Here is a 12,977-nt window from a genome sequence, read left to right on the forward strand (position 1 = left end):
CGGGGTTTGTTACAGAGGAATCTGACAGTGGCAAAAGAAAAATTTGAACGTAATAAGCCCCACGTAAACGTGGGCACAATTGGTCACGTTGACCACGGTAAAACTACTTTGACTGCAGCGTTAACGCGCGTGTGTTCAGAAGTTTGGGGTGGTGCTGCGGTAGCGTTTGACGGTATCGATAATGCTCCAGAAGAGCGTGAGCGTGGTATTACTATCGCTACCTCTCACGTAGAGTACGATTCACCGATTCGTCACTACGCCCACGTTGACTGCCCAGGTCACGCCGACTACGTGAAAAACATGATTACTGGTGCCGCTCAGATGGATGGCGCTATCTTGGTATGTGGTTCTACTGACGGCCCAATGCCTCAGACTCGTGAGCACATCCTTTTGTCTCGTCAGGTTGGTGTACCTTACATCGTAGTATTCTTGAACAAAGCAGACTTGCTAGCAGAAGACTGTGGCGGTGTTGACTCTGAAGAATACGCAGAGATGATGGAATTGGTTGAAATGGAATTGCGTGAGTTGTTAGACACTTACGAATTCCCAGGCGACGACACTCCAATCATTGCTGGTTCTGCTTTGATGGCATTGAACGGCGAAGACGAGAACGAGCTAGGTACTACCGCTGTTAAGAAATTGGTAGAAGCTTTGGATTCATACATTCCAGAGCCAGAGCGTGCAATTGATCAGCCGTTCTTGATGCCAGTAGAAGACGTATTCTCAATCTCTGGTCGCGGTACTGTTGTGACTGGTCGTGTTGAGCGCGGTATTGTTAAAGTTGGTGAAGAATTGGAAATCGTTGGTATTCGCGATACCACCAAAACTACCTGTACTGGTGTTGAAATGTTCCGTAAGTTGCTTGACGAAGGTCGTGCAGGTGAGAACGTTGGTGTATTGTTGCGTGGTACTAAGCGTGATGATGTTGAGCGTGGTCAAGTATTGTCTAAGCCAGGTTCTGTTACTCCGCACACTACTTTCCAATCAGAAATCTACGTATTGTCTAAAGATGAAGGTGGTCGTCACACTCCATTCTTCAAAGGCTACCGTCCACAGTTCTACTTCCGTACAACTGACGTAACTGGTGCTTGTGAGCTTCCAGAAGGCGTAGAAATGGTAATGCCAGGTGATAACGTACAAATGACTGTTACTTTGATCGCTCCAATCGCGATGGAAGAAGGTTTGCGCTTCGCTATCCGCGAAGGTGGCCGTACAGTTGGTGCTGGTGTTGTTGCTAAAATCATCGCTTAATTCGATGCTTTAAGCACAAGCTTGCCGAAAAAGGCTCCTCTTTGAGGGGCCTTTTTTTTGCCTTAAATTTGCTTTGCTATGGGTGGTTGGCTAAACAATCTGTCCTCTTACTCTAGGCAATAAAAAACCCCGCAAGCTTTCGCCGGCGGGGTTTTCGCTAGAAGCTTGGTTGTTAAACTTACTTCTTGGCTTTTTCTTCTTTGCGCTTCTTGGCTTCTGCAATTACTTCTTCTGCCACGGCGTTCGGGCAAGGTAAGTAGTGCGAGAATTCCATAGAGAACTGACCGCGACCAGAGGTCATGGTGCGCAAGTGGCCGATGTAGCCAAACATCTCAGAAAGCGGTACGTCGGCTTTAATGCGAACACCTGTAACACCTGGCTCCTGGTCTTTGATCATGCCGCGACGACGGTTTAAATCGCCGATAACGTCGCCTACGTGGTCCTCTGGGGTGAAAACATCAACCTTCATGATAGGTTCGATGATTTGAGGGCCAGCTTTAGGCATAGATTGACGGAATGCGCCTTTTGCTGCGATTTCGAACGCTACAGCCGAGGAGTCAACTGCGTGGTAAGAACCGTCGTAAAGCTCGATTTCAACGTCAAGCACAGGGTAGCCAGCTAGAGGGCCTTCGGCCATCATGGTGGAGAAGCCCTTCTCGATTGCTGGGAAGAATTCCTTAGGAACGTTACCACCTACCACAACAGAGCTAAACTTGAAGCCGGTGCCTGGCTCGCCAGGGCGGATGCGGTAGTCGATCTTACCGAACTGACCAGAACCACCGGATTGCTTCTTGTGGGTGTAGCTGTCTTCGATAGCTTGAGTAATGGTTTCGCGGTATGCAACCTGAGGCTTACCAACGTTGAGTTCAACGCCGTAGGTACGCTTCAAAATGTCTACTTTAATGTCTAGGTGAAGTTCACCCATACCTTTAAGAATGGTCTCGCCGCTGTCTTCGTCTGTCTCAACGCGGAAAGAGGGGTCTTCTGCAACCATCTTACCAATAGCAACGCCCATCTTCTCAGAACCAGTTTTGTCTTTAGGTGCTACAGCAATAGAGATTACTGGCTCTGGGAATACCATGGCTTCAAGCGTACAGGGGTGTTTAGGGTCACAAAGAGTATGACCTGTTTGTACGTTCTTCATGCCTACAACGGCAAGAATGTCACCGGCTTGGGCCGAGGTGATTTCGTTGCGATCGTTGGCCTGCATTTCAACCATGCGGCCGATACGCTCGGTTTTACCTGTGAACGAGTTAAGAACGGTCATGCCTTTTTCCATTCTACCGGAGTAGATGCGGATAAAGGTCAAGGCGCCAAAACGGTCGTCCATGATTTTGAACGCTAGAGCGCGTAGTGGCTCATCAGCGGAAACCAATGCGTGTTCGCCAGTCTCGTTACCTTCTTCGTCTGTCAAAGGCTGTGGGTCTACCTCGGTTGGGCTTGGTAGGTAATCTACAACGGCGTCAAGTACTAGCTGAACACCTTTGTTTTTAAATGCAGATCCACAGAAAGTTGGGAAGAAGGTTAAGTCGCGAGTACCCTTGCGGATACATTTTTTAAGCTGCTCAACGGTTGGTACTTCGCCTTCCATGTAAGCCATCATCAAGTCGTCGTCTTGCTCTACAGCAGTTTCAACTAATTGCTCGTGGTACATGTCAACTTCGTCAACCATGTCGGCTGGTACGTCGGTAACTTCGTAGTTTTCTGGTAGGCCTGAGTCATCCCAGATATAAGCTTTTTTAGTTAATACGTCTACCACGCCGGTGAAGGTGTCTTCACGGCCGATTGGAAGAGTCATAACCAGCGGGTTGGCGCCAAGTACTTTCTTAACTTGCTCAACAACGCGTAGGAAGTCTGCACCAACACGGTCTAGCTTGTTAACGAAGATAACGCGAGCTACTTCGGAATCGTTTGCGTAACGCCAGTTGGTTTCTGATTGTGGTTCAACACCGCCAGAGCCGCAGAATACGCCTATGCCGCCATCCAATACTTTTAGTGAGCGGTATACTTCAACGGTGAAGTCAACGTGCCCAGGGGTATCGATAACGTTTAAGCGATGGCCTTTCCATTCACAAGTTACAGCTGCAGACTGAATGGTAATACCGCGCTCAGCCTCCTGCTCCATGAAGTCGGTGGTAGATTCACCCTCGTGAACTTCACCCAGCTTATGGATTTTACCGGTTAGTTTAAGGATACGTTCTGTGGTGGTAGTTTTACCCGCGTCAACGTGGGCGAAAATACCAATATTTCTGTACAAAGATAGATCTGTCATTGGGTCACTCGATTATGCCAGCACGAAAAAAATTTGGGCGGCAGTATACTGAGTTTTGCATCAATACTGAACAAAAATAACCAAGTTTCTTTGAAGTCTGCGAATATAAGGTGTTTTTTGATGCCTATTTTACTTGGGCGGGTAATCCCAGAGCTTCGGTGAGCGGCTGCAGTAAGGTGGTCGCTAGTCAAAAAAACACCAAATTGGCGTGTTTTAAACAAATATCACTAAATTTGTGTGTTTTTTAGGTAATTTGCCGTTGACTATAGCGCACGGGGGGTTAAGATTGCGCCCCTAACCGAGTTCTCGTCTCAGGCAATCATTTTAATGACGCTGATGGATTTGGGCTCATTCATTCTGTTGCTGATTGTTTATTGAGGAATCTAGCGGTGGCAAAAGAAAAATTTGAACGTAATAAGCCTCACGTAAACGTGGGCACAATTGGTCACGTTGACCACGGTAAAACTACTTTGACTGCAGCGTTAACGCGCGTGTGTTCAGAAGTTTGGGGTGGTGCTGCGGTAGCGTTTGACGGTATCGATAATGCTCCAGAAGAGCGTGAGCGTGGTATTACTATCGCTACCTCTCACGTAGAGTACGATTCACCGATTCGTCACTACGCCCACGTTGACTGCCCAGGTCACGCCGACTACGTGAAAAACATGATTACTGGTGCCGCTCAGATGGATGGCGCTATCTTGGTATGTGGTTCTACTGACGGTCCAATGCCTCAGACTCGTGAGCACATCCTTTTGTCTCGTCAGGTTGGTGTACCTTACATCGTAGTATTCTTGAACAAGGCAGACTTGCTAGCAGAAGACTGTGGCGGTGTTGACTCTGAAGAATACGCAGAGATGATGGAATTGGTTGAAATGGAATTGCGTGAGTTGTTAGACACTTACGAATTCCCAGGCGACGACACTCCAATCATTGCTGGTTCTGCTTTGATGGCATTGAACGGCGAAGACGAGAACGAGCTAGGTACTACCGCTGTTAAGAAATTGGTAGAAGCTTTGGATTCATACATTCCAGAGCCAGAGCGTGCAATTGATCAGCCGTTCTTGATGCCAGTAGAAGACGTATTCTCAATCTCTGGTCGCGGTACTGTTGTGACTGGTCGTGTTGAGCGCGGTATTGTTAAAGTTGGTGAAGAATTGGAAATCGTTGGTATTCGCGATACCACCAAAACTACCTGTACTGGTGTTGAAATGTTCCGTAAGTTGCTTGACGAAGGTCGTGCAGGTGAGAACGTTGGTGTGTTGTTGCGTGGTACTAAGCGTGATGATGTTGAGCGTGGTCAAGTATTGTCTAAGCCAGGTTCAGTTACTCCGCACACTACTTTCCAATCAGAAATCTACGTATTGTCTAAAGATGAAGGTGGTCGTCACACTCCATTCTTCAAAGGCTATCGTCCACAGTTCTACTTCCGTACAACTGACGTAACTGGTGCTTGTGAGCTTCCAGAAGGCGTAGAAATGGTAATGCCAGGTGATAACGTACAAATGACTGTTACTTTGATCGCTCCAATCGCGATGGAAGAAGGTTTGCGCTTCGCTATCCGCGAAGGTGGCCGTACAGTTGGTGCTGGTGTTGTTGCTAAAATCATCGCTTAATTCGATGCTTTTAGCGCAAGCTTGCCGAAAAAGGCTCCTCTTTGAGGGGCCTTTTTTTATGGGCGAAAGAAAGGTGCAGGTAGGCTTTATGCGCCATTTTCCGGAGCTTAGGGGGCAGTTTGGCATTATTGGTCAGGCCGAAAATAAGAAAAATACGTTTAAATGGTTGATGTTGAAGGTGAATTGTGAAACCATACGCAAAGATTGGTAATACCAAACAGGCTTTGTTGGTTACCAGTTTAGTGCTCTGGTCAATACGACAGACACGGTTGATCCTTAAAGTGAGGTTACATGGGTTGATTGTAATTTACTTTCCTCTTAGTACACTTAGGTTGCGCGGGCTTTAATAGCCCGCATTTTTTTAACGTGTAGAATGTAAGTGCGCTAGTGCCAGTAAAACATCCATTCATAAAACCAATAACAATAGAAAAATTTATGGCGATCTTTAGTAGTAATACCTCTCGAATTCTAAATGCACTTCTTGTTCTCTGTTTTGTATGGCTGCTTAGCGCATGTACGGCGAAGAGTGAAGTTGAAGTGCTCAAAATGGCGCACAGCTTGCCAACCGATCATCCCGTGCATGAAGCTATTATGTATATGGGGGAGCGCTTGCGAGTGCTATCCGACGGCAAGATGGATTTACAGGTCTACCCTGGTGGTCAGTTGGGCGGCGAGCGCGAGCTAATTGAGTTATTGCAAATAGGTAGCTTAGCAATGACTAAGGTGTCTTCCAGCCCTATGGAAGGTTTTGTTCCCGAAATGAAAGTATTCAGTATGCCTTATGTGTTTCGCGATAGTGAGCATTACTGGCGTGTGCTCGATAGCGAGCTAGGTAAAGAGCTGTTGCTATCTGGGGAAAAAGTAAGGCTGCGCGGTTTGGGTTACTACGATGCTGGTAGCCGCAGCTTTTACACTGTGAAAAAGCCAATTTACAAGCCCGAAGATTTAAAGGGCTTAAAAATACGTGTGCAAAAAAGTCAAACGTCTCTACAGATGGTGCGCGCTTTAGGCGGTGCTGGCACGCCAATTTCTTGGGGTGAGCTATACACTGCGCTAGATCAAGGTGTTGTAGATGGCGCCGAAAATAACCCTCCTAGTTTTTATACTTCTGGTCATTACGAGGTTGCCAAGTACTACACTTTAAATGAGCACACCTTTGTACCAGATATTGTGCTGATTAGTACCTACGTGTGGAACAATCTTACGCCACAGCAGCAGGAGTGGGTGCAGCAGGCTATGGACGAGTCGGTAGTGTTTGAACGCAAAGCTTGGGCAGACGCTACAGCGCACGCGTTGGCAGAAGTGGAAAAAGCAGGCGTGAAAATTATTCGGCCAGATAATTCGCTCTTTGCAGAAAAAGTAAAAGCAATGCATGAGGCAGCGAAAGGCACGCCTGCTCACGATCTTATGCAAGCCTTTGGCAAACTATAGGGTACTGTTATGAGAGACGTAATGAACGTAATAGAAAAATGGTTAGCCTGGATATGTGCCACTCTTATGGCTTTGATGGTGGTGGATGTTACTTGGCAGGTTGTGTCGCGCTTCATTCTATCTAATCCAAGTTCATTTTCCGAAGAGTTAGCGCGTTTTCTACTTATTTGGATTGGCTTTCTAGGTGCTGCTTACGCATATCGTCGCCATGCGCATTTGGGCTTAGATATTCTTACTGCAAATTTAACCGGCGTAAAAAAAATATTGGCTGAGAAATTTGCCGACACGGTTAGTTTGTGTTTTGCCGCAGTAATTATGGTTTTCGCCGGAACAAAAATCATGTTGTTAACTCTCGAGCTAAACCAAATTTCTGCGGCTTTGCAAATAAAAATAGGCTACGTATATAGCGTAATTCCTATTAGCGGTTTGTTGATTTGTGTATTTGCGCTCGAGCGTTTATGGATTGGTCGGCCGGTTGAAGAATCTGGCCCCGGTTTAGATTAATTATTCGAAAATAACAAAAAATACTGAATTACGTAGAGGCGCTGCCCGATGGAATTATCCGTCCTAATATTAGTTTTAACATTTGTTGTATTGCTGTTTCTAAACGTTCCCATTGCAATAAGCATTGGAGTCGCGAGTTTTGCAGCAATGCTTGCTACCATCGATTTTATTCCTGCAGCTATGACGATGGCCCAGCGCATGGGGGGCGGCATAAATAGCTTCTCTTTGTTGGCCATACCGTTTTTTATTCTTTCCGGCCTGCTTATGGGGCGCGGCGGTATTGCGCATCGTTTAATTGAGTTCGCCAAAGTGGTTATTGGTATGTTGCCTGGCGGCTTAGCGTTTGTGAATATTATTAGCTGTACGCTGTTTGGTGCTATTTCGGGTTCTGCTGTTGCAGCAACGTCAGCGATAGGTGGGTTTATGATTCCCACCATGAATAAGGAAGGCTACGACAAAAACTTTAATGCTGCGGTTACTGTGGCGTCGTCAACAACTGGCCTACTTATTCCGCCAAGTAATATTTTAATTGTTTATTCTCTTGCTAGTGGCGGTGTTTCTATTGCTGCATTATTCGTGGCGGGTTATTTGCCAGGTTTATTGGTGGCGTTATCTTTAATGGTTGTGTGTGCCATATACGCAAAAATTCACAATTACCCTGTTGGAAAAATTCCAACCGCGCGTGAATTCGCAAGAAAGTCTATTGATGCTGTACCAAGCTTGATGCTTATTGTGTTGGTTATTGGCGGTATTATTGGTGGCTTTTTCACTGCTACCGAGGCCAGTGTGGTCGCTGTGCTGTATGCGCTTTCGTTGTCGGTATTTGTGTATAAAGAAGTGCGAGTGTCTGATCTGCCCGACATTTTAGTGAAGTCGGTGGAGACAACGGCAATCGTTATGCTGCTAATTGGTACTTCTACGGCAATGTCGTGGATGTTGAGCTATGAGAACATACCGCAAAGCATCAGTGCTGCGTTAATGGGGTTAAGCGATAACCCGTTTATTATTCTACTTACCATTAACCTTATTCTGTTGTGTGTAGGTGTGTTTATGGATATGACGCCTGCGGTACTTATATTTACCCCTATCTTTTTGCCGGTTGCTGTAGAGTTGGGCATGTCGCCTCTGCACTTCGGTATTATGATGGTGTTAAACCTCTGTATCGGGCTGTGTACACCACCGGTGGGAGCGGTGCTGTTTGTGGGTTGCGGTATTGCCAAAACCACTATAGGTCAGCTTATTAAACCGCTTATGCCTATGTACGCGGCCATGGTGGTGGCCCTGTTACTGGTAGCGTATGTGCCCGCAATTAGTGAGTTTTTACCCATATTCTTCGATCTATACGATAAGCCCTAAAGTTAAAGCGCCGAATGGGTTTCCCCATTCGGCGCTTTGCCGCTATTATTGCTGATTAACAACTTCTGCATCCACGTCCTTATTTCGGAGCGGCGAATCTATGTCTTTCCCTCTTTCTAGCAGTTCTTTCTCAGATAAAAAAAATGCATTTTATGCGCAATCCGGCGGTGCTGCTGCTGTACTCAATGCTTCTGCTGCAGGTGTTGTTGCTGGGGTAATGGCCCATAAAGATAAAATCGAAAATCTGTATATTGGTCGCAACGGTATTTTGGGGGCATTGCACGAAGATATGGTGGTGGTGAATACTCACGATGATAATTTAATAGACGATTTACTCCACGCCCCTGCGGGAGCATTTGGCTCCTGTCGTTACAAATTAAAAAGTATTGAAGAAAGCGAACGTGAGTACGCGCGTATTCTCGAGGTATTTAAAGCACACAATATTGGCTATTTCTTTTATAACGGCGGCGGTAATTCCCAAGACACCTCTTGCAAGTTAGCCAAGTATGCGGCTAAAAAAAATTATCCTCTACAGTGTATTGGTATTCCCAAAACCATTGACAATGATTTATCCGGCACCGATTGTAGCCCTGGCTACGGCTCAGTAGCTAAATACGTTGCCGTTTCAATATTAGAAGCGTCGATGGATTTAGCATCTATGCATCAAACTTCGACTAAAGTATTTGTTATGGAAGTGATGGGGCGAGATTCTGGCTGGATTGCCGCAGCAGCGGGTTTAGCGGCAGATGAGCGAAACTTAGGGCCAGATTTAATTATATTCCCCGAGGTGCCCTACGAAGAATATAAATTCTATGCCGAATTAAATCGCATTGTTGCACGCAAAGGTTTTTGCGTGGTGGTGGTGGCAGAAGGCGTGCGAGGCCCAGATGGCAACCATCTTACATCGACCGCCAATAAAGATGCATTTGGGCACACTCAATTAGGCGGTGCTGCATCTATTATTGCCGGTCGTATACGCGAAGTAACAGGCCATAAAACACATTTTGCTGTGTGCGATTACCTACAGCGTGCTGCGCGACACATCGCCTCTAAAACCGATGTGGATCAATCCTTTTTGGTTGGCAAAAAGGCCGTAGAGTTTGCCGCAAATGGTTATTCCAATGTGATGATGGCAATAGTGCGAGAATCAGAGCAGCCTTATAGGTGGTCTGTTGGCACTGTGCCGCTGGTTGAGGCGGCTAATTCTCGCAATGCGTTACCCGCAGGATTCATTTCTAAATGTGGCTTTCACATTACAGATGCGTGTCGTCGGTATTTGGCCCCTTTAATTGCCGGTGAAAGTTATCCTAGTTACCAGAATGGGTTGCCCGCTTATCGAGTATTTAACTCTGTGGCAGTGCCTAAAAAATTAGAAGAGTTTACGCTTTAATATTTTTTGCTTTAAAACGGTACTATTAACGCGTGCAAAATTAACTTTTACAAAGACGCTAAATAGAAAAGGCAATATTGAGGAATCTAATGAAAATAGAACATTTTGCTTACAACGTATCAGACCCAGTAGCGATTGCTGATTGGTACTGTAAATATTTGGGTTTTAGTGTAGCGAGAAAAATGGATGGTGCCCCATACACTCATTTTCTAAAAGATTCTAGCGGCGCGGTGATGATAGAAATTTACTGCAACCCACCCAGTGAAGTACCCGATTACCCATCGATGAACCCCTTGCAGTTGCATTTAGCATTTGTGTCGGAAAACCCCAACGAAGATGCCGAGAGGTTAGTGGCTGCCGGTGCAAAGGTGGTGGATGATTTGCATTTAAAGGACGGTTCACACTTAATGATGTTAAAAGACCCTTGGGGCTTTGCTGTTCAATTGTGTAAGCGCGGTACCCCAATGTTATAGATTAAAAGGCGCTTATAAAGGCGCCTTTTTTTGTATTTAATAGATTTAAAGGCTAGGTAAATGAATAAAAATAATGTAATTGCTTATCTGCTAATTTCAACTTTTCTATTATTTTCTGCGACTGTGTTCGCGGTTAAACCCAGCAACGCTGAAACCCGATATTCCGCAATGGGTGCAGATACCCCAGCAGGTTTGGGAGGCACTTTGCCAGATGGTCAGTCTCGTATCGTTAGGGTGACTAATTTAAATGCAAGTGGGGAGGGCTCGCTCGCATGGGCGCTGGGTTTAGCTCGACCACGCGTAGTGGTGTTCGAAGTTGGCGGTGTTATAGATCTTGCTGGGCAAAGTATTACCGTCACGCAGCCATTCCTTACTGTTGCCGGTCAGTCGGCGCCAGCACCGGGTATTACATTAATTCGCGGCGGTTTAAATATACGAACCCACGATGTAAGAGTGCAGCATATTCGCGTGCGGCCGGGAGATAACTTACAACCAAAGCGCTCCGGCTGGGAAAGTGACGGTATATCTGTGGCCGGTGAAAATGCCAAAGATGTACATATAGATCATGTATCGGTAAGTTGGGCGGTAGATGAAAACCTCTCCGCTTCGGGGAATCGTTACAAAGGTTACGGTCAAACCGCTGAGCGGGTAACGTTTAGTAATAATCTCATTGCCGAAGCGTTAGATTATGCCAGCCATAAAAAAGGCAAACACTCTAAGGGATTATTGGTACACGATTATGTGCGAGATGTTGCCGTAGTTAGAAATTTGTTTGTGTCTAATGATCGTCGCAACCCGTACTTTAAAGCGCACACCATAGGTTTTGTAGCAAATAATATTATTTACAATGCGGGTAATGCCGCTATACAGGTTAACTATATTGAGCGTGAGTGGGAGGGCCAGAGTACAGGCCCAGCTAATGCTAGAGTAGCGGTGGTAAATAACCAGTTAGTTTACGGCCGCGATACATACTCAGACTTGGCGCTAGTGTCTGTGCGTGGGGATGCTTATTTGACGGGTAATAGCGTTACAAATTTAATGGGCGAGCCCATGCCTATTACGGAAGGGGCGGTTAATTCTTTAGCCTCTGCACCTTCATGGTTAACAGGTTATGAGTTGTGGGATGCTGACGAGATGCGTGAGCTGCTAGTAGCCAGTGTTGGTGCAACACCCTGGGCCAGGGATGCGATAGATACCCGAATAATTAATGGGGTGGCAACGGGGAAGGCGCGAATAATAGATAGCCAGCAAGATGTGGGTGGCTACCCGAGCTATAAGCAAACAAATAAAAAATTTGATATACCAGACGACAAAATTGCCGAATGGTTACTGGGTTACCTGTAATTAAGACTATATTGAATGTATTAGTTGCGTGCAGAGGATAGTAAATACGCCAAAATATACATTGCGAGCCTTTGCCACAACTGCTGGACTTTATCGACCCCTAGGAATATTCTTGCGCCATACTAAATAAAGCAATATGGCGCCATACCGCTTCTCGTCTATGGTTAGTCTGCAAATATTACGACATGAGGAAACTCTGAACGACTCCAAATAATTAACTTGTGACTAGTTGGGCGCGCTCATATTGATTATATGTTGCTAGCGTAAGTGGTTAATGCATGTGGTGGCCGTATGCCGTTAACGTATATTCGCTGGTGATAAGCTTGGCTCGCACAATTTAGCAAGCTCGTATTTGGAGTGGTTAAGGGTTCTAAACATATAAGGGCAATGTTATGTCAAAAATGGCAGTTATCGTCGATTCGGCCTGTAACTTACCGGATTCCGTACTTACTAAATACAATATTACCCGTGTACCGCTTAGCTACACTATTGATGGCGATACGGCAGACGACCCGTGTTCCGATAAAGCCAGCTTGTCGCTGTTTCAATCTGGACGCTTGGCGCGCAAGCATGCGGTATCTACCAGCCCTCCTAGCGTAGAAGATTTTCAGCGCTATATAGTGGCTAAAATCAAAGAGGGTTATACCACTATATTGGTGCAAACGGTAAACCGTGTGCAGGGTGAAACCTACAATAATGCCAATGCTGCAGCGTCGGCGGTAAAGCGTAAGCTCGGTGACAGGCAAGATGTTTCTATACGAGTAATGGATAGCCGCACCGTGTTTGCCGGGCAGGCGTTAATGGTTGCCGAAACCGTACGCCAAACCCTAAGCAAAAAAGATGCGGTGCAAGTAAGGCGCGATTTAGACACGCTTTCTACAAAAATTCACACGTTTATTATTCCCAAATCGCCACTGGTAGCACTGGAGCGCTCCAAAAAGCGCAATGAAAAAGCTGTGGGTTGGGGGCAGGCATTTTTGGCTAATACGCTCGGTATTCACCCTGTTTTGTGCGTTGTTAACGACTCTTCCTACGTGGCGGCTAAAGTGCGTGGCTTTGAAAAAGCCGCTAGCCAGTTGTTTAACCATGTAGCAGAGCGCATAAATGGCGGCCATGTTTTAAGCCCAATAATCACAGTTAACTACGGCGGATCTGTTGATGAATTGAAAGCACTGCCTGGGTATGCGGAGTTAAAAGCCGTTGCAGACAGCAAAAAAATGATGCTTATGCCATCGGTGATGAGTATTGCCGGTGGTATTTACACCAGTGTTGGTTCGCTTTCGTTGGGCATAGCAACCGAGCCCCACGAGTGGAGCTAAGCTGCATTTATAAAATATTGTAGT

11 protein-coding genes are annotated in these 12,977 nt (G+C 46.1%); 10 read left to right on the forward strand and 1 reads right to left on the reverse strand.

Going from position 1 to position 12,977, the window contains the following annotated elements; all coding sequences use genetic code 11:
* Positions 1-27 precede the first annotated feature (27 nt).
* Positions 28-1,251, forward strand: coding sequence for an elongation factor Tu (gene tuf / locus SDE_RS04905; protein WP_011467412.1), 1,224 nt, complete (start codon positions 28-30; stop codon positions 1,249-1,251).
* 178 nt (positions 1,252-1,429) lie between these two features.
* Here tuf (SDE_RS04905) and fusA read toward each other — a convergent pair whose 3' ends face one another.
* Complete coding sequence (fusA, locus tag SDE_RS04910; RefSeq protein WP_011467413.1) at positions 1,430-3,523, reverse strand: elongation factor G; 2,094 nt, start codon at positions 3,521-3,523, stop codon at positions 1,430-1,432.
* Between the two features lie 389 nt (positions 3,524-3,912).
* Here fusA and tuf (SDE_RS04920) point away from each other — a divergent pair, with 389 nt between their 5' ends.
* The 9 genes from tuf (SDE_RS04920) to SDE_RS04955 all read left to right on the forward strand — a co-directional run bounded on the left by tuf (SDE_RS04920) (position 3,913) and on the right by SDE_RS04955 (position 12,953).
* Positions 3,913-5,136 carry an elongation factor Tu gene (gene tuf / locus SDE_RS04920; RefSeq protein WP_011467412.1) on the forward strand — a complete coding sequence of 408 codons (1,224 nt, stop codon included), beginning with the start codon at positions 3,913-3,915 and terminating at the stop codon, positions 5,134-5,136.
* 58 nt (positions 5,137-5,194) lie between these two features.
* Positions 5,195-5,347 carry a hypothetical protein gene (locus tag SDE_RS22835; protein ID WP_158303857.1) on the forward strand — a complete coding sequence of 51 codons (153 nt, stop codon included), beginning with the start codon at positions 5,195-5,197 and terminating at the stop codon, positions 5,345-5,347.
* A gap of 224 nt (positions 5,348-5,571) precedes the next feature.
* A complete protein-coding gene (locus tag SDE_RS04925) occupies positions 5,572-6,567 on the forward strand; it encodes a TRAP transporter substrate-binding protein (protein WP_011467414.1) in 996 nt (331 codons plus the stop codon).
* 9 nt (positions 6,568-6,576) lie between these two features.
* Positions 6,577-7,071 carry a TRAP transporter small permease gene (locus SDE_RS04930; protein ID WP_011467415.1) on the forward strand — a complete coding sequence of 165 codons (495 nt, stop codon included), beginning with the start codon at positions 6,577-6,579 and terminating at the stop codon, positions 7,069-7,071.
* 48 nt (positions 7,072-7,119) lie between these two features.
* Positions 7,120-8,427 (forward strand): TRAP transporter large permease, encoded by a 1,308-nt coding sequence (locus tag SDE_RS04935; protein WP_011467416.1) that lies wholly within the window; start codon positions 7,120-7,122, stop codon positions 8,425-8,427.
* Positions 8,428-8,527: 100 nt separating this feature from the next.
* A complete protein-coding gene (locus SDE_RS04940; RefSeq protein WP_011467417.1) occupies positions 8,528-9,817 on the forward strand; it encodes a 6-phosphofructokinase in 1,290 nt (429 codons plus the stop codon).
* Between the two features lie 89 nt (positions 9,818-9,906).
* Positions 9,907-10,290 carry a VOC family protein gene (locus tag SDE_RS04945; RefSeq protein ID WP_011467418.1) on the forward strand — a complete coding sequence of 128 codons (384 nt, stop codon included), beginning with the start codon at positions 9,907-9,909 and terminating at the stop codon, positions 10,288-10,290.
* A gap of 60 nt (positions 10,291-10,350) precedes the next feature.
* Positions 10,351-11,634, forward strand: a complete 1,284-nt coding sequence (locus SDE_RS04950; RefSeq protein WP_011467419.1) for a 50S ribosomal protein L24 — start codon at positions 10,351-10,353, stop codon at positions 11,632-11,634.
* Positions 11,635-12,026: 392 nt separating this feature from the next.
* A complete protein-coding gene (locus tag SDE_RS04955; RefSeq protein ID WP_011467420.1) occupies positions 12,027-12,953 on the forward strand; it encodes a DegV family protein in 927 nt (308 codons plus the stop codon).
* The last annotated feature ends 24 nt before the right edge of the window (positions 12,954-12,977 follow it).

Origin of the sequence: Saccharophagus degradans 2-40 (assembly GCF_000013665.1) — a bacterium.
Classification (GTDB): Bacteria; Pseudomonadota; Gammaproteobacteria; order Pseudomonadales; family Cellvibrionaceae; genus Saccharophagus; species Saccharophagus degradans.

Excerpts from the sequence above, each read along its gene's own strand:
- fusA (WP_011467413.1), bottom strand. The coding sequence starts at position 3,523 with ATGACAGATCTATCTTTGTACAGAAATATTGGTATTTTCGCCCACGTT.
- SDE_RS22835 (WP_158303857.1), top strand. The coding sequence starts at position 5,195 with ATGGGCGAAAGAAAGGTGCAGGTAGGCTTTATGCGCCATTTTCCGGAG.
- SDE_RS04925 (WP_011467414.1), top strand. The coding sequence starts at position 5,572 with ATGGCGATCTTTAGTAGTAATACCTCTCGAATTCTAAATGCACTTCTT.
- SDE_RS04930 (WP_011467415.1), top strand. The coding sequence starts at position 6,577 with ATGAGAGACGTAATGAACGTAATAGAAAAATGGTTAGCCTGGATATGT.
- SDE_RS04935 (WP_011467416.1), top strand. The coding sequence starts at position 7,120 with ATGGAATTATCCGTCCTAATATTAGTTTTAACATTTGTTGTATTGCTG.
- SDE_RS04940 (WP_011467417.1), top strand. The coding sequence starts at position 8,528 with ATGTCTTTCCCTCTTTCTAGCAGTTCTTTCTCAGATAAAAAAAATGCA.
- SDE_RS04945 (WP_011467418.1), top strand. The coding sequence starts at position 9,907 with ATGAAAATAGAACATTTTGCTTACAACGTATCAGACCCAGTAGCGATT.
- SDE_RS04950 (WP_011467419.1), top strand. The coding sequence starts at position 10,351 with ATGAATAAAAATAATGTAATTGCTTATCTGCTAATTTCAACTTTTCTA.
- SDE_RS04955 (WP_011467420.1), top strand. The coding sequence starts at position 12,027 with ATGTCAAAAATGGCAGTTATCGTCGATTCGGCCTGTAACTTACCGGAT.